Annotated in this window: 16 protein-coding genes; 14 read left to right on the top strand and 2 right to left on the bottom strand. The window is 38.8% G+C overall.

Annotation, left to right across the window (positions count from 1 at the left end):
- Positions 1 to 107: 107 nt before the first annotated feature.
- Positions 108 to 1,673, top strand: a complete 1,566-nt coding sequence (locus POV26_RS14890) for a lytic transglycosylase domain-containing protein (RefSeq protein WP_272857256.1) — start codon at positions 108 to 110, stop codon at positions 1,671 to 1,673.
- Between the two features lie 21 nt (positions 1,674 to 1,694).
- Positions 1,695 to 2,672 carry a DUF4837 family protein gene (locus tag POV26_RS14895; RefSeq protein ID WP_272857257.1) on the top strand — a complete coding sequence of 326 codons (978 nt, stop codon included), beginning with the start codon at positions 1,695 to 1,697 and terminating at the stop codon, positions 2,670 to 2,672.
- A 100-nt stretch (positions 2,673 to 2,772) separates the two neighbouring features.
- Here the strand turns inward: POV26_RS14895 and tatA are convergent, their stop codons facing one another.
- Complete coding sequence (tatA, locus tag POV26_RS14900; protein WP_272857258.1) at positions 2,773 to 2,964, bottom strand: twin-arginine translocase TatA/TatE family subunit; 192 nt, start codon at positions 2,962 to 2,964, stop codon at positions 2,773 to 2,775.
- 118 nt (positions 2,965 to 3,082) lie between these two features.
- On the opposite strand from tatA, the gene POV26_RS14905 reads away from it, so the two are divergent.
- The 12 genes from POV26_RS14905 to POV26_RS14960 all read left to right on the top strand — a co-directional run bounded on the left by POV26_RS14905 (position 3,083) and on the right by POV26_RS14960 (position 16,474).
- Positions 3,083 to 3,946, top strand: a complete 864-nt coding sequence (locus tag POV26_RS14905) for a M23 family metallopeptidase (protein WP_272857259.1) — start codon at positions 3,083 to 3,085, stop codon at positions 3,944 to 3,946.
- Positions 3,947 to 3,952: 6 nt separating this feature from the next.
- On the top strand, positions 3,953 to 5,455 hold the full coding sequence (locus POV26_RS14910; RefSeq protein WP_272857260.1) for a GH3 auxin-responsive promoter family protein: 1,503 nt from the start codon (positions 3,953 to 3,955) through the stop codon (positions 5,453 to 5,455).
- Positions 5,456 to 5,472: 17 nt separating this feature from the next.
- Positions 5,473 to 7,173: a DUF6909 family protein gene (locus POV26_RS14915; protein WP_272857261.1), complete on the top strand. Its 1,701-nt coding sequence runs from the start codon at positions 5,473 to 5,475 to the stop codon at positions 7,171 to 7,173.
- A 2-nt stretch (positions 7,174 to 7,175) separates the two neighbouring features.
- Positions 7,176 to 8,186 (top strand): dTDP-glucose 4,6-dehydratase, encoded by a 1,011-nt coding sequence (gene rfbB / locus POV26_RS14920; RefSeq protein ID WP_272857262.1) that lies wholly within the window; start codon positions 7,176 to 7,178, stop codon positions 8,184 to 8,186.
- Positions 8,187 to 8,252: 66 nt separating this feature from the next.
- Positions 8,253 to 9,110, top strand: a complete 858-nt coding sequence (rfbA, locus tag POV26_RS14925) for a glucose-1-phosphate thymidylyltransferase RfbA (protein ID WP_272857263.1) — start codon at positions 8,253 to 8,255, stop codon at positions 9,108 to 9,110.
- A 2-nt stretch (positions 9,111 to 9,112) separates the two neighbouring features.
- Positions 9,113 to 9,673 carry a dTDP-4-dehydrorhamnose 3,5-epimerase gene (rfbC, locus tag POV26_RS14930; protein WP_272857264.1) on the top strand — a complete coding sequence of 187 codons (561 nt, stop codon included), beginning with the start codon at positions 9,113 to 9,115 and terminating at the stop codon, positions 9,671 to 9,673.
- Between the two features lie 125 nt (positions 9,674 to 9,798).
- The gene (gene rfbD, locus POV26_RS14935) at positions 9,799 to 10,662 is read left to right on the top strand and encodes a dTDP-4-dehydrorhamnose reductase (RefSeq protein WP_272857265.1); all 864 of its coding nucleotides are present in this window, start codon (positions 9,799 to 9,801) and stop codon (positions 10,660 to 10,662) included.
- A gap of 11 nt (positions 10,663 to 10,673) precedes the next feature.
- Positions 10,674 to 11,636, top strand: a complete 963-nt coding sequence (locus POV26_RS14940; RefSeq protein WP_272857266.1) for a hypothetical protein — start codon at positions 10,674 to 10,676, stop codon at positions 11,634 to 11,636.
- A 59-nt stretch (positions 11,637 to 11,695) separates the two neighbouring features.
- Positions 11,696 to 12,820 (top strand): non-hydrolyzing UDP-N-acetylglucosamine 2-epimerase, encoded by a 1,125-nt coding sequence (gene wecB, locus POV26_RS14945; protein WP_272857267.1) that lies wholly within the window; start codon positions 11,696 to 11,698, stop codon positions 12,818 to 12,820.
- A gap of 1 nt (position 12,821) precedes the next feature.
- A complete protein-coding gene (gene wecC / locus POV26_RS14950) occupies positions 12,822 to 14,033 on the top strand; it encodes a UDP-N-acetyl-D-mannosamine dehydrogenase (protein WP_272857268.1) in 1,212 nt (403 codons plus the stop codon).
- A 10-nt stretch (positions 14,034 to 14,043) separates the two neighbouring features.
- Positions 14,044 to 15,192, top strand: coding sequence for a glycosyltransferase (locus POV26_RS14955; protein ID WP_272857269.1), 1,149 nt, complete (start codon positions 14,044 to 14,046; stop codon positions 15,190 to 15,192).
- Positions 15,179 to 16,474: an MOP flippase family protein gene (locus POV26_RS14960; RefSeq protein ID WP_272857270.1), complete on the top strand. Its 1,296-nt coding sequence runs from the start codon at positions 15,179 to 15,181 to the stop codon at positions 16,472 to 16,474. Before POV26_RS14955 ends, POV26_RS14960 begins: the two co-directional genes overlap by 14 nt.
- A 57-nt stretch (positions 16,475 to 16,531) precedes the next feature.
- Here the strand turns inward: POV26_RS14960 and POV26_RS14965 are convergent, their stop codons facing one another.
- On the bottom strand, positions 16,532 to 17,659 hold the full coding sequence (locus tag POV26_RS14965) for a fibronectin type III domain-containing protein (protein WP_272857271.1): 1,128 nt from the start codon (positions 17,657 to 17,659) through the stop codon (positions 16,532 to 16,534).
- Between the last annotated feature and the right edge of the window lie 37 nt (positions 17,660 to 17,696).

Below are 17,696 nucleotides of genomic sequence, written 5' to 3' on the forward strand. Positions count from 1 at the left end.
TTTATTTGAAAAGGCGTTACAATTCCTAAGCAATTGCCCCTGTTTCCTAATAAAAAAGTATTAATCAGGCGAATTTGCCTTAATCCCCAAACGCAATAAATAAGCTGATGAAACTGAACAAAATCCTCCCCCTTATGCTGTTGCTGGCCTGCAGTATGAGTTTTGCCCAACAGGGTAAAAAGAATGTCAAAAAACTGAACACTAAAAAAGTTCAAGTGGTTGACTCAATAAAAGTTTCTAAAATTGCTGAAGAATTGCCTTCTACTGTGGTCGCTACAGGCATTAAAGACACGGTTATATTCGATTTGAAGGACATGGCCCTGGCCAGAAAAAAGGACAGTCTTTGGCTGAAAGAACTCTATAAGTCCGATCTTTTTGAAGATGTATATAACAGCGTTACAAATCAAGAATATGGAATGGTTGACTATGATGAACTTCCTACCGAAGTTTTGAAACAACGCCTCAAAGAGCTCGATGCCCGCACTCCCTTTAAAGTTGAATACAATCCTTCTTTGGAAAGTGTGATCAAACAATACCTTAAAAACCGAAGAGGAACCCTAGAGCGTTTGATGGGCTTGAGCGAATATTACTTCCCAATGTTTGAGCAGGAGCTCGACAAAAACAATCTTCCACTGGAGTTAAAATATTTGGCCGTAATAGAATCGGCGCTAAATCCACGCGCACAATCAAGAGTTGGCGCTACGGGTCTATGGCAATTTATGTACCCTACGGGCAAAATGTTTGGTTTGGATGTAAGCTCCTATGTTGATGAACGTTCAGACCCAATTATGGCCACGGAAGCGGCCTGTAAATATCTGAAAAGTCTTAACAATAGCTTCAATGATTGGGATTTGGCACTTGCAGCCTATAATTCAGGGCCCGGGAACGTTTCAAAAGCTATTCGCCGTTCAGGCGGGAAAACAAATTATTGGAACCTCCGCGAATATCTTCCACGTGAAACCGCTGGCTATGTACCTGCATTTTTGGCAACTATGTACATTTTTGAATATGCAACGGAACATGGTTTTAAAAAGCAAAGCGCAAGAATTCCTTACGTTGCTACGGACACTATTAAAGTGAAACAGCAAATAACGCTGGACCAAGTGGCCAAACTCACCAATCTCGACAGAGAAGAATTGGAGTTTTTGAACCCTTCCTATAAACTGGGAATCATTCCGGTTATTAAAGACGAAAATTATATGTTGCGCCTTCCGCTTACTGCCGTTGGTACTTTTGTGAACAACGAGGAGGCCATTTACTCTTTCGTGCAGGAGGAGCAAGAAGAAGCGGAAAAAACAATGCCCGAATTGTATGAACAACCCGAAAAAATCCGCTACCGTGTAAAGAGAGGCGATTATTTGGGCAGAATTGCGGAAAGATACGGCGTGGGCGTGAGCCAAATAAAAAACTGGAATAGTATGCGAAGCAATACCGTTAAAGTAGGTCAAAACTTAATTATCTACCCCAAAAAGAGCTCACAGGATATTGCGAGCAGCGCACCTTCCCAAAGCAGTAGTTCCTCAGAAAGAACTTACACTGTTCGCAGTGGCGATTCTTTATGGAGCATTTCGCAAAAATTTCCTGGAGTTTCGGTACAGAATATCAAAAAATGGAACGATATTAGTGGCACTAACTTAAAGCCCGGAACTAAACTAAAAATTTATAAAGGATAGTTCCGCAAAAACATCCTTTTAATGAAACCCATTTACGTTGTATTGTTTTCGTTGTTTTTTGCATTTACCTCTTGCAATAACGGCGGAAAAAGAGATAAGACCCTTCTTCCGGATTCCGTAGGAAATATTAACTCCCTTCAGATTGTCATACCCAACGATTTATGGAACGGCATTGTGGGTGAAGCAATTCGAAATAATTTTGCCGCACCTGTAGATGGCCTCCCCCAAGACGAGCCGCTATTTTCCATGAACCAAATGCCGCCGGAAGCTTTTACTGGTTTCGCGCGAAGCAATAGGCTGTTTTTATATGTTGTTCTTAGCGATGAGGACAAAGTTACCATAGCCAAAGACGAATATGCAAAACCACAGACGGGAGCGGTCATAAAGGCTACTTCCGAAGAAAAACTTGTGGAGCTTATCAATAAGAATGCTCCAAAAATAATTGAAGCATTTCACGCTTCCGAAATTAAGGAAAGACAGCGCAGGACCGCTATTTCATTGATGAAAAACGATTCTTTGAAAAAGGTAATGGGCGTGAGTTTGCAAATTCCAAGTGCGTATAGAATAGCTAAAGCCACTGACAGTTTCTTTTGGATGCGAAAGGATTTGAAAGACGGAACCACCAATATTCTGGTGTATGAAGTCCCTCTAACTATGATTAAAGACGACAGTACCGCAGTTGGCGATATTATTAAAATCCGCGATTCCATAGGAAGCAAACTGCTGCCGGTTGAGGATGATGGTCAGTTTATTACTGAAGATGCCTATGCTCCGTATATTTTCAAAACAGAAATAGACGGTAGATTTGCCTACAAAACCAAAGGCACTTGGGAAGTGAAAGACGCCTGGATGGGCGGCCCCTTTATAAACTATGCTATTCGGGACGAAAAAAACAACCGCTATTTAATCCTGGAAGGTTTTACATATGCCCCCAGCGCAGCAAAAAGAGATCTTCAGTTTGAGTTGGAGTCTATATTGAATACGGCCAAGCTGGAATGACCCATAAACAATAACCCTTTTAATTATGTAAGGTTTAAAAACAAAGGCCCCTTTCAATTTTAAAATTGAAAGGGGCCTTTCGTAAATAGCTAAACGAAAACTATTTAGTATCGTCAATTTTTTTATCGGTAGGATCATCTTTGGAAGCATCCTTAAATTCCTTAAGGCCGCTACCCAGACCGCGCATAAGCTCTGGAATTTTCTTTCCGCCAAAAAGCAGTAATACAATTACTACAATCAATACAATCTGCCAAGGGCCAACTACACCTAAGGGAATAAATAATGCGTTCATAATTTCTAAATTTAATTACGCAAAGGTAACAAGAAATGTTTAGATACAACGTTTTGACAGTAACTTTAGCTTGTATGGCTTTAGTTTATTTTATATTTGCAAAAAGGAATTGCGCAATATGACAAACAAGGAAAAAGGCACCAAACGGTTCAAAAGAAAGTTATTGCACAAATACCGATTGGTAGTTCTAAACGAAGAAACCTTCGAAGAGCGTTTTTCGTTTAAGCTCAACAGATTGAACGTATTTGTTTTCAGCACCCTTTTTGCGCTATTTCTTATTTTGGCAACTACCTTTATCATTGCCTTTACACCGCTCCGCGAGTACATTCCCGGGTATTCGTCCACTACCTTAAAAAAGAAAGCCACGCAGTTGGCCTATCAAACCGATTCGTTACAAAAGATGCTCGATATTAATGAGCAGTATCTTATTTCAATTAAAAAAGTGCTTACGGGCGATGTAAAAACAGTAGAATTCAACAAAGATTCTATCATTGAGGTAGCCAAGACCGATCCTTCAGTTTTGATTAGAACCTCCAGAAAAGATTCACTTTTGCGCCAACAAGTGGCAAAGGAAGATAAATACAATCCGCTTATTTCGCCCCAAGTACAGGAATATGCCTTGTTCGCCCCTGTTAAGGGAACCATTTCAGAACCTTATGATTCCAAAACAAAACACTATGCCGTAGATGTGGTAACCGCAAAGGATTCACCGGTAAAAGCTGTTGCGGAAGGCACTGTTATTTTTGCGGAATGGACGGCTGCTACCGGCTATGTTATTATTCTAAAGCACAACAACAGCCTAATTTCGGTCTATAAACACAATGCTATGCTCACCAAGGAACAGGGCGAAATCGTAAAGGCAGGCGAAGTGATCGCAATCGTAGGAAATACAGGCGAATTAACCACGGGCCCGCACCTTCATTTTGAGCTTTGGCGCGATGGATACCCCATCAACCCTACCAGTTTCATCGATTTTGATTGATACCCTATGTCCCTAAAATCCGTTTCAGCTAAAATATTCTCGAAAATTGTCGCGCTCCGAATTCAAAAGTGGGCCAAAAATCCCGTTGAAACCCAGCAAAAGGTTTTTGAAAAATTAATTACAGAAGCAAAGAATACTGCTTTCGGGAAAGACCACGATTTTAAAAACATAACTTCATTTGAAGATTTTGCGGCGAAAGTCCCCATTCGCGATTACGAAGAATTGAAACCTTATGTAGATCGCGTGGTTTCAGGGGAAGAAAACATATTGTGGCCCGGCAAGCCGCTCTATTTTGCCAAAACTTCCGGTACAACCTCGGGCGCAAAATATATTCCGCTTACCAAGGAATCCATGCCCCACCATATAGAGGCTGCGCGCAACGCAATTCTTTGCTACATTAACGAAACCGGAAACGCAGATTTTGTGGACGGCAAAATGATTTTTCTGCAGGGAAGCCCCGAAATGCAGGAAAAGAACGGTATTAAATTAGGTCGGCTGTCCGGAATCGTGGCACATTACGTGCCCGCCTATCTTCAAAAAAACCGTTTACCGAGCTGGGAAACCAACTGCATCGAGGATTGGGAAACCAAAGTGGACGCTATTGTCGAGGAAACCAAAAATGAGGATATGACCGTTATCAGCGGCATACCATCGTGGGTGCAGATGTATTTTGAAAGACTTCAACAAAATACCGGGAAGAAAGTGGGCGACCTTTTCAAAAACTTCAACCTGTTTATTTACGGCGGCGTAAACTATGAGCCCTATCGCGCCAAATTTGAAAATTTAATAGGAAGAAAAGTGGACAGCATCGAGCTGTTTCCGGCCAGCGAAGGCTTTTTCGCCTTTCAGGACAGCCAAAAGGAAAAAGGAATGTTGCTGCTTTTGAATTCGGGAATTTTTTATGAATTTGTGGAAGCAAGTAGTTTTTTTGACGAAAATCCAAAACGATTGACCATTGGTGAAGTGGAAACTGGCGTCAATTACGTGATGATAATTTCAACCAACGCCGGACTTTGGGCCTATAATTTGGGCGATACTGTCCAATTTACTTCAACAAAACCGTATCGCGTAATTGTTTCGGGAAGAATAAAACATTTCATTTCCGCCTTTGGCGAGCACGTGATTGGCAAAGAGGTGGAAGAGGCGATGAACAAAGCCATTTCAAAATTCAATTTTTCCATTACCGAATTCACCGTGGCGCCAGAGATAACGCCTTCCGAAGAAAAACTGCCGTACCACGAATGGCTTATAGAGTTTGAAAATGCTCCCGATGACCTTCAAAAGGTCGCTGAGTTTTTGGATGCCGAAATGCAACGGCAAAACTCCTATTATTTCGATTTAATAGAAGGGAAAGTGCTTCAACCCTTAAAAATTTCTTCACTTAAAAAGGACAGTTTCCAAGAATTTATGAAATCTGAAGGCAAGCTGGGTGGCCAAAACAAGGTACCGCGCCTTTCCAACGACCGTAAAATTGCAGATGCATTACTTCAAATACAGCCCCAAAATTAGTGTTATCTTTGCACCCAATGAATAAATTGAAATCACATACCAGAACACGTGCCCAAGAGAGCACGCAGGCCATTGAGCGACTTTACATCACCATGCGCCATCTCTTTAACCGTGGGTTTTATAAACCTATGGGCGTTTCGGGAGAAACGCTACGGGAATCCCTTTTAACCCTTCGCCCCGAGATTTACGGCTCCATAAAGGAAGACAAGATTGAATTGCAAGGCCTATTATATGTTATGGACCGTTTGCCTTACGGAATAGAGGAATGCAGGTTTATCAATTTAACGAGTGATGAGGGCTATAAAAATTCGCATTTCGAGCCCATAATTCCGCTAAAACGCCGCCGAAACTGTTACCGGATAGATTCGGAACAGATGAATATTGAAATCACCCGCGGCCGTTCGGAAATCTATGATATACTTACGCACTTAACGTTTCTTTTTATTGAATCGCATAAAATTATGAAGCAAGTGCTCATAAATGAGAGCGGGGAAGTGATTCGCGATTGGAAAAAACTGGAGCAGGCAGTTCTAAAAAAAGGCAAACTTTCACAAGAAGAAAAGGAAGTGGCGCTTACGCACACTGCAAATTTCCTGGGAAGAACTTTTGAAGAAGTTAAAAGCGTATATCCCTTTTTTGCAAGTGAAAAGAACGAAAACCGTTTCTTTAACATAATCTACTATTTGGGCAAACTTGCCATAGACGAGGTTATTGCGGACAACAAACGCATAATTACTTTCAGCCCCGTACTGCGGGAGCGTTTGGGCCATCACATTCACGGTGAATTGTGGGCGTTTCACATTAAACAGACGCTTCAAAACAATGGTTTGTTGGAGCGACCGCTGCACATCATCAGTGCCAATATGCACAGTGTGATGAACAGTCTTTACGGCCCGAAGGCACTTGCGGCAGAATTTTCAAAAAAGAAATCCTTGGAAGTTTTTGAGGCCTTGAGCAGCCCCACGAACATAAAACTGCGTGAAAAAGTTACGAAAACGGCTTTGGCAGAAGGGATGATTTTTCTTGAAGACCAAAGTGGGACAAATATCGATATTCAGATTATAGATACCGCCCAAATAAAGGAAAGCCCTTACTCAGAAGGCTTGACAGAACTTGACGATTCAAAAAAACCTGTGATTATCGTGATGGATTACGCCTTTGGCGAGCAGGCGTACGAAACGATGGATGAGCTGCTAAAACCGTTTGTGGACAGCAATAAAAACCGCCATTTTTTAAACGTCGTGTCTGTTTCCATCATGGGAAAGGCAGGAATTTTGGAAGGTGGAAAGGGCGATATCATGATTCCGTCCGCCCACGTTTTTGAGGGCACTGCCGACAATTATCCGTTCAAGAACCAAATAGACAAATCGCTCTTTAAAGATGATGATGTAAAGGTTTATACCGGAACCATGATTTCGGTTTTGGGAACTTCGCTCCAAAATAGGGATGTGCTTAAGTTTTTTCACAATTCCACGTGGAATGTGATCGGGCTGGAAATGGAAGGCGCGCATTATCAAAAAGCGATTCAGGCGGCTTCCAAAATTAGGCGCAGCATTAGCCCAAAAGTGAAGGTGCGCTACGCCTATTACGCTTCGGATAATCCATTGGAAACCGGAAGCACTTTGGCTTCGGGCGGCTTGGGCACCACAGGGGTAAAACCGACCTATTTGATTACCGAAAAGATGTTAAAACAGATTTTAGACACTTCTAAAAATTAATTTTGAAAAACGATAAAGTACTGATTACCGGAGGCGCAGGGTTTATAGGTTCCAATTATGTGGAATACGTCCTTAAAAATTCAGAAGACGAAATTTTCGTGCTGGACAAGCTAACCTATGCCGGAAATTTGAAGAATTTGGAAGCAGTTTCAGATAAAATCACCTTCATAAAAGGAGATATTTGCGATGCTGAATTGGTTCAAAATTTATTTGCCGAACATCAGTTTCAAAAAGTAGTCCATTTTGCTGCGGAAAGCCACGTTGACAATTCCATTTCGGGGCCTTCGGAATTTATTCAAACAAATATAGTGGGCACCTTCAATTTGCTTCAAAGTGCCTATAAAACGTGGATGAACGGCCCGAATGATTTGAAAGATGAATTCAAGAATGCCCGATTTCTGCACATTTCCACAGATGAAGTTTATGGTACGTTGGGAGAAACGGGACTTTTTACGGAAGAAACCCCTTATGCTCCGAATAGTCCGTACAGTGCTTCAAAGGCTTCATCAGATTTTATTGTGCGCAGTTATTTTCACACCTATGGATTGCCGGTTGTAACCACCAATTGTTCCAATAATTATGGGCCAAACCAGCATAAGGAAAAACTGATTCCAACCATTATTCGCAAGGCAATTTCCGGAGAACCCATCCCCATTTACGGCGACGGAAAAAACGTGCGCGATTGGCTTTATGTGATGGACCATTGCAGCGGCATTTATTTGGCTTTGGAAAACGGAAAGCTCGGCGAAACCTACAACATTGGCGGCCGCAACGAACGCGAAAACCTATATATTGCGAATGTTATCTGTGAATTATTGGGTGAAATGCTTCCGAAGAAAATTTCGTATAAAAAACAAATAACTTTTGTAAAAGACCGTCCCGGCCACGATTTTAGATACGCCATTGACGCTTCAAAAATAGAAAACGGGCTGGGCTGGAAGGCGAAGGAAAATTTTGAAACGGGAATTCAGAAAACGATTGCTTGGTATTTAAAGAACCGAGATAGATTGTAATTTAAACCACGGATACACGAATATTTTTTGCGATTATTCGTAAAATCGGGGCAAAATAAACACAGAATGAAAGGAATAATTTTAGCAGGAGGTTCGGGCACACGTTTGCACCCAATTACCTTGGCCGTGAGCAAGCAATTAATGCCGGTTTATGATAAGCCGATGATTTATTATCCGCTGTCAACACTTATGTATGCGGGCATTCGCGATATTTTGATTATCTCCACCCCGCAGGATTTGCCGCTTTTTAAACAACTTTTGGGCGATGGTAAAAAATTGGGCTGTAATTTTCAATACGCTGAACAGGCAAATCCAAACGGCCTTGCGGAAGCCTTTATTATTGGAAAGGATTTTATAGGAAATGATAAAGTGGCATTGATACTTGGCGACAATATTTTTTACGGTTCTGGTTTAAAGGAATTGTTGCAATCAAACAACAATCCCGACGGCGGCGTGATTTATGCATACCACGTTTTAGACCCCGAAAGATATGGCGTTGTAGAATTTGATAAAGGCGGAAAAGCGCTTTCCATTGAGGAAAAGCCGAAAAGCCCAAAATCCAATTATGCAGTTCCCGGAATCTATTTTTACGACAATAGCGTTGTGGAAATTGCGGCAAACATAAAACCCAGCGCCCGTGGCGAACTGGAAATAACCGATGTGAACAACGAATATTTAAAAAAGGGAAAACTGAGCGTCAGCATACTGGACAAAGGTACTGCTTGGTTGGATACCGGAACTTTCGCTTCTTTGATGCAGGCTGCCCAATTTGTTGAGGTTATTGAGGAAAGACAGGGCCTGAAAATTGGCGCCATCGAGGAAGCTGCGTATGAAATGGGTTATATTTCAAAAGAACAATTAGTGGCTTTGGCCGAACCTTTACTGAAAAGCGGCTATGGAAAACATTTACTTCAACTGGATTAGATTTGGAACTACAAAAAACACCATTAAAAGATTGTTTTATACTGAAACCGAACGTTTTTCGGGACGAGCGCGGACTTTTCTATGAAACTTATAACCAAAAGGTTTTTGAAAAAACTACTGGACTCAATGTTGATTTTGTGCAGGATAATCAATCGGTTTCTTCAAAAGGCGTTTTGCGAGGGCTCCATTTTCAAAGGGGTGAAATGGCCCAGGCCAAGTTGGTTCGCGTTGTAAAAGGGAAGGTTTTGGACATTGTTGTGGATATTCGGAAAGATTCTGCGACTTTCGGAAAATCCTTTTCCGTTGTTTTGGACGATATGGAGCACCTGCAACTCTTTGTGCCGAGAGGCTTTGCACATGGTTTTATTACACTTTCGGAGCAATCCATTTTTTCATATAAATGTGATAATTATTACGATAAAGCTTCGGAAAGCGGAATCATCTATAATGACGCAACCTTAGCCTTGGATTGGTATCTTCCAAAGGAAGAATTTATTATTTCAGCAAAAGATTTGGAACTTCCCGGTTTTGAGGAAGCAGTAAAGTCCATTCCCTCCCGATAGCTATCGGGACTTCCCAAGCGGAAGGGAGCAACAATTGAGTTATATATAATGGAAATTGCTTTATTTTATTTAGATAGTAATTTTATAATGACAGGGTAAAAGTCCCCTTTGGGGATTTAGGGGATATGAAAAAAATACTGGTAACAGGCGCAAACGGACAATTGGGAAGATGCATAAAAGATGCAGCTGCCAGTTTTCCCGACCTTGAATTTGTCTTCGTTTCAAAGGAAGAACTCGATATAGAAAATTCGGACTTGCTTCTAGATTTCTTCAGCAAAAATTCCTTTACACATTGCATCAATACTGCAGCATACACCAACGTTGAAAATGCGGAAAGTGAACCTGAAAAAGCTTTTGCCATCAATGCCGAAGCCGTAAAAAACGTAGCGATTTCAAGTAAAGAGAATGATGTTGTTTTGCTTCACATTTCCACAGATTATGTTTTTGATGGAAAAAAACAAACACCCTATTTGGAAACCGACCCTACAAACCCCATCAATGTTTACGGGGCTTCCAAGCTAAAGGGAGAGCAATACACCCAGAAAATTACTGAAAAACACTTTATTTTAAGGACTTCGTGGCTTTATTCGCAATACGGGCATAATTTCTTCAAAACCATCTTAAAACATGCCGAAGCAGGAAAACCGCTCACTATTACCACCGAACAAACGGGAACGCCCACAAATGCAAATGATTTGGCGAAAGCCCTGTTGCAAATAATTGCACAAGATTCCAAGGATTACGGCGTTTACCATTATAGCAATGGCGGTGAAACCACTTGGTTCGGCTTTGCCGAGGAGATACTTAAACAAACCGAAAAATTAAAAGATGCAAATCTTGCAAAAACCAACCATTACCGTACTTTTGCCGCACGGCCCGAGTATAGTGTTTTGGATAACACAAAGGCACAGAATAAGTTAAAATTAAATTATATAGATTGGCGGGAAAGCTTACAATCTGTAATAAAAAAGACAGTCATTAATTTTTAATAATAGTTTTTATGGCACAGCAGAATTCATCGGAGGAGATTGATTTGGGATATTTATTAAAGAAATCGAACAATTTTTTCAAGAGCTTGGCAATAGCATTTGTCCAGGCTCTCGATTTTCTGAAAAGATATTTTGTTATATTGATTATTTTAATAATTATTGGTTTTGGATATGGCTACTACAAAGATTATAATTCTGTTGAAGCCTACGACAATGAGATTATAATAATTCCCAATTTTGAGAGTGTCGATTATCTATATGGCAGAGTAAAGGCTATTAATTTAAAAATTGCACAAAATGATACCTTATACCTGCAAAAAATATTTGGCAGCAATTACCACAAATTGAATGCGATTGAATTAGAGCCAATAGTGGATATCTACAATTTTGTATCAAAATCATACAGAAATTACGATGTATTAAGGCTAATAGCTGAAAAACAAGATTTTTCGAAATATGCGGAAGATCTCTCCACTAGTAAGTATTATAAGTACCATCGTATGAAAGTTTCTATTAGCGGAAATGATTCGCCCGAAAAAATTATAAATGATTTATTTGGGTTTTTAAATTCTAACGAACATTTTAATGATTATAAATCAATTTATAGGGAAAACAATAAGCTCGATATTGAAGAGCATTACTTAATGATAGCGCAAATAGATTCTCTTTTAAAGGCAAATTATAATTTGAGTACCATGACCGCAAATGTTGCTATCAATAATGGAACCGACCTTTTTAATTTAATTGACAGAAAAAAACAATTGGTGAAGGATCTTGTACAACTAAAAATGGAAACCATTGACTATTCTGCACCCATTAAAAAGGTAAGTGCCGATTATAACTTGAGGCCGGAAAAAATTCTTCAAATATCAAATAAAATTAAATTCCCGCTCCTTTTTGTCTTGTTGTTCTCCTTGTTGTTCCTAATTATATATATTTTCAAGAAAATAAAAAAATACGCAGCAACACCCTAAAATAGTAAATCTGTTTACCGTGTATAGTATGTCGACTATTTCTTTCAAAGAAAAATTTAATGAAGAAAAATAATCTGATAGTTTTTGGAACCCGCCCCGAAGCCATAAAAATGGCTCCCTTGGTCCAGAAATTTTTAAAGAATGAAAATTTTAATACTAAAGTCTGCGTTACCGCCCAGCATCGCGAAATGCTGGATCAGGTTCTGGATTTTTTCGAAATAATCCCGGATTTTGATCTGGACTTAATGCGGCCAAACCAAAATCTTTACTCCCTAACAGCCACCATAATCGAAAACATGAAACCCGTCTTAGATGAGGTTAAGCCAGATTACGTGTATGTTCACGGAGATACCACAACCTCAATGGCTGTTGGGATTGCCGCTTTTTACAGCGGTGCAAAAATATGCCATGTAGAAGCTGGCTTACGGACTTTTGACAGGCAATATCCATTCCCCGAAGAATTCAACCGTCAGCTCACCGGAAAAATTGCCGATTATCACTTTGCGCCTACCGAACTTTCCAAGAAATATCTTTTAGCTGAAAACACTAAAGAAGAAAACATCTTGGTTACGGGAAACACCGTTATCGATGCCCTGCTCTGCGGAATTGAAAAGGTAAATGCCCAAAATTTTAAGGATGTGGAAATTGAAAATTTAAAAACCCTTTTAAATTTTCAAAAAAAAATAATACTCGTAACAGGCCATCGAAGAGAAAATCACGGAGATGGACTTATCAGTATTTGTGCTGCATTGAAAACTATCGCAGAGAATAATCCCGATGTGGAAATTATATATCCCGTTCACCTCAATCCGAACGTAATAGGACCTGTAAATGAACTTCTCGGGGGAATCGAAAATATACATTTAGTGTCTCCATTGGCCTATCCCGCGTTTATTTGGTTGATGGAAAAATCATATCTAATCATTACGGATAGTGGTGGAATACAAGAAGAAGCACCAAGTTTGGGAAAACCGGTTTTGGTAACCAGAACCACAACCGAGCGCCCCGAAGCGGTTGAGGAAGGCACCGTAATTTTATTGGGAACAAATACCGAAAGAATAGTTGAAGAAACCGAAAAATTATTGACAGATGCTGATTATTACAAGGGCATGAGCATGTTGCACAACCCTTACGGAGATGGAAAATCAGCAGAACGGATTGTAAATTTTATTGAAGCGTTATAAAATGGAAAATAAACCCACGGTGGTAATGATGGGCCTTGGCTATATAGGCTTGCCCACGGCGGCCTTAATAGCCAGTAAAGGATTGAATGTAACGGGTGTTGATATTTCCCAACACGTAGTAGATACCATAAACGAAGGCAAAATTCACATTGTAGAACCCGAACTCGATGGCTTGGTGCATTACGTGGTTAAAGAAGGCTATTTAAAGGCCGCATCAAAGCCCGTAAAGGCCAATGTGTATTTAATAGCTGTACCCACCCCATTTAAGGACAATCACGTGCCTGACCTGTCTTATGTAGAAAGTGCCGTAAGAAATATTATTCCTACACTACAGAAAGGTGCTTTGGTCATCCTGGAATCTACCAGCCCAGTTGGAACAACCCAAAAAGTTCAAGAACTGATTTTTGAGGAACGACCAGACTTAAAAGGTGAAATCTTTATTGCCTATTGTCCAGAGCGCGTTTTGCCCGGAAATGTAATTTACGAACTGGAACAAAACGATCGTGCCATTGGTGGGATAGATGATGAATCCACCGAAAAGGCAGTTTGGTTTTATAAGCATTTTGTGAAAGGGGAACTTCACAAAACAAATTCGCAAACCGCTGAGATGTGTAAGTTGGTCGAAAATTCCTCCCGAGATGTACAGATAGCTTTTGCCAATGAGCTTTCCATGATTTGCGATAAGGCAAACATCAACGTTTGGGAATTGATCCGTTTGGCAAACAAACATCCCCGAGTTAATATTCTACAACCAGGAACAGGCGTTGGCGGTCACTGTATAGCCGTTGATCCGTGGTTTATTGTTTCCGAATTTCCGGAAGAATCAAAAATAATTCGTTCGGCGCGCGAGATCAATAATTACAAAACGGAATGGGCTATAGAAAAAGTGAAAAATGCTGCGCTTCAATTTAAAATGGAAAATGGCAGGGATGCAATTATAGCCTGTATGGGTCTGGCTTTTAAACCGAATATTGATGATTTACGTGAATCCCCAGCACTTGAAGTGGCTGAACAATTATATACAGATAAATTTAAAATTTTGTTTGTTGAACCAAATTTGAATAAACATAAAAAATATATTTTGACTCAAATAAATGAAGTTGAAGAAAATGCTGACATTATAGTATTCTTAGTTGCTCATAAAGAATTTAAAAGTCTGGAGTTTGAAAACGAAAAACTTGTTATTGATTTCTGTGGAATTGGACAACTGTAAAAAACAATAAATGAAAATACTGGTAACTTGTCATGGCTTCTTAACGCCTTCCATGACTTTCGTTTATAATCAGATAAAAGCATTTCAGGAGCATGGGCATAAAGTAGAAGTTGTAGCTTGCGCTTTATTAAATGAAGAACTTTTCCCTTTTGATAATGTAACCATTTATAGGGAAACGAAGGATTTAAACTATATTCTTTCTGCTTTTAAAAGAAAACTTGGCATTGAATATACTTTCTTCAGCACAAGTTTTTCTCAAAAATTCGAAAATTTTGTTGCAGAATTTAATCCAGATATCATTCACTGCCATTTTGGAACGCATTTTTTTCGGCTGGGAAATTATTTTGAAAAAAGCCCTATTCCCACAATAATAACCTTTCACGGATATGATGCCTCCCAGGCATTGACAGATCAAACTTATTGCGAAGGTCTGCGCAATGCTTTCAAAAACCCCTTGGTCTTTGGAACAGCAGTTTCGCAGGCAATAAAAAACAATCTTTTGAACATTGGACTTCCTTCTGAAAAAATAAAAGTAGATTATCTTGGAGTGGATTTGGAATTTTTCAAAAGAAGTTTGCCTAGGAATTTTAAAAAAAATGAACCAGCCACCTTTTTGCAGATTTCCAATTTCGTTGAAAAAAAAGGGCATCAATATACCATTAGGGCTTTTAGAAAATATCTAGATAAAACCGGGAGTAATGATGTATTAATATTCGGTGGTACTGGACCACTTTATGATGAAATGGTCTCACTCACAAAAAAATTTAACCTGGAAAATAATATTGTTTTTAAGGGCCTGATAGATCGGTTTCGGGTAAAGGAATTGATGGAAAACGCCCACTTTTTTGTCCATCACAGCGTAACTGCCGCTAATGGCGATACCGAAGGTTTACCAACGGTTTTGATGGAGGCAATGGCCATGGATCTTCCATGTATTTCAACCTTTCATTCAGGTATTCCGGAAATAATTGAAAATAGCAAAAATGGAATTTTAGTTGAAGAAAGGGATGTGGATGCAATGGCACAGGCATTTACTGATATAAAATCATTGTTTATTGACCCAAGAAATATTATAATTGAAAAATTCAACTTAAAGAATAATACCCTTAATATTGTTTCTCTATTTGAAAAGCTAATTGCGCATAATGAAAGAAAATAGCGGTCTGATAAAGGGAGTAAAGTGGACGTCTGTGGGTACTATTGGCGTCGCTGTATGTTCTCTTTTAAGATTATCAATATTAGCACGTTTCTTAGACAGGGAAGATTTTGGGTTAATGGCTTTGGTATTGTTTGTTTTAGGAATTTTGACGCTTTTCATGGATATGGGCCTTACATCGGCAATATTTCACAGACAGGAAATTTCAAAAAAAGAATACTCAAGTCTCTATTGGATAAACTTAGTTTTCGGGATTTTGGTCTTTTTGATTATTGTAATTATAGCGCCTTTTATTGCTGATTTTTATGACAGTGCATTATTGAGCAGCTTAATTATTATTATGTCCACAACAGTAATATTTGCGGGTCTGGGAAGCCAATATAGGACTGTTGAACAAAAGCATTTGAATTTTAAGATAATTGCCTTGGCGGAACTGATAAGCTCTATTATATCGCTTGTTGTGGCTATAGTTATGGCGGTAAAAGGCTTTGGTATTTATGCTTTGGTTATTTCTGCACTTATTCAATATGCCTTGCCCAATATATTCTTCTTTTTAAGGGGTTGGATAAATGATCCAATATTATTTCATTTTAATCTAAAGGAATCTCTGCTGTTTTTAAGAATTGGGGTTTTTGAAGTGGGCAGTCAATTGGTCAATTATTTCAACCGTGATATGGACATTATAATCATTGGAAAAGTGTTTAGCCCAGAATTATTGGGTGGTTATAGCTTGGCAAAACAATTGGTATTTAAGCCTGCACAGATTATTAACCCCATTATTACAAAAATTTCAAACCCTTTATTGGCAACTTATCAGTATGACCTCAAAGTTTTGAAGGAAAAGTATTTAAAATTGATAAACATTGTTTCTTCTGTAAATTTCTTTGTGTATCTATTGGTATTTATATTTGCTCCAATAATAGTGCAAATACTCTACGGAAGTGAATACGGAAACATTGTAGATTTAGTTCGCATCCTCTCGGCTTATATGTACATACGCAGTATTGGCAACCCAATTGGAAGTTTGGTAATTGCCACGGGCAGGACCGATCTTTCCTTGCTATGGAATGTATTTTCCCTTTTGGTAATGCCGGCCTTTATTTTTATTGGAGTACAATATTCCACCGAAGCTGTGGCATACGCGATGCTGGCGGGGATCATTGCGCTGTACATCCCCAATTGGTGGATATTGGTAAAACGGTTGACTGGGGCTTCTTTATTGGAATTTTCGAAAGCGGTGATTCCAAAATTGTATATTCGTGAAATTAAAAAGGCTTTTTCTTAATAAAATATCTTTTTTGTCTTTCAATTGGTTTTTAGAAAATATAGAATTCGATTAAATTTATTCATAGTTAAGATTTACCACTCCCGTTGAAGTGCCGTCTTGGAAATTAGCTTTAAGGCTACTTGGGTAATCATCTTCATTATATACATACTCGAAGGTAGTTTTTACTTGTCCGTCTAGCTTATATTCAAGCGGGTTGTTCTTATTTACGTAATCATAAAATTGAGGAATAAACTTGGCCCTAGAATAAACAGGAATACTGTCAATATATATTAGTCCAGTTGCATCAAATATCTCCCCTATCGGTTTCGGGTATTGAGGAAACCTACTTTTATAGGTATGAAAACTTTTTTTATCGTCATAAACTATTTCCAAAACGTTACCATCTGGTGTTACCAATTTAGTCATATTCCCGTTCGTATATTCAAAAGTCGTAATTAATAATTCAGATGTATCTAAGTTTAACTCTTCATAATTTACAATATTTCCATCGTCGTTTAGAATAATATTTACACTATAATTATAAGTATACGTATCATAATCTACATAGCGTCGATGCGTATAGGTATAATTTGTTGTGGAATCAAAATTGTAGGTGTAATGATCGCTTGAATAGAAATAATATTCACTGGTTTTTAAATGGACTAACTCTTGATTTTGATTATAAGTGTAGTCAACATATACATTGCCCCAAGTTTGGTTATAACGATTTTCTGAAATAATTTTACCATTTGTATATGTATATATGGTTTGCAGGAAATCAAACATATATTTAAGATTTACCTGGTCATCTTCGTTATATTGGATTTTTATACTTCTCCCATCTTCATAGAGATATTCCTTGAGTCGCAAATTGTTTAATTCAGCGGTAGTAAAAACAGTTGTTGCTTGTGCTATGCCAAATTCATTAACTGCTTCTATTTTCACAGTGTAATTTGTTGAATCATCTAAATTGGATAAATCATAAAAGGTTTCTGTAAGGTTTTCTGCTAATAAGGAATCATTCAAATAGACAGCATACACCATTGTTGTTGGCTCAACACTTGTGGAAGCCGTCCAATTTAAATTGGCAGAGCTTGGAGTTATATCGGTAACAGATATTTCAAAATCACTTGGAGCATTGTTAATGGGATCTGGATTGTCGTCTGTATCGTCTTTATTACAACCTAATACAATTAATAACAAAGCGAATGATAGCAGTAGTTTAATTTTTTTTCTGTTT

The sequence above is a fragment of the Aequorivita todarodis genome, assembly GCF_028561335.1.
In the GTDB taxonomy this organism is placed as follows: Bacteria; Bacteroidota; Bacteroidia; order Flavobacteriales; family Flavobacteriaceae; genus Aequorivita; species Aequorivita todarodis.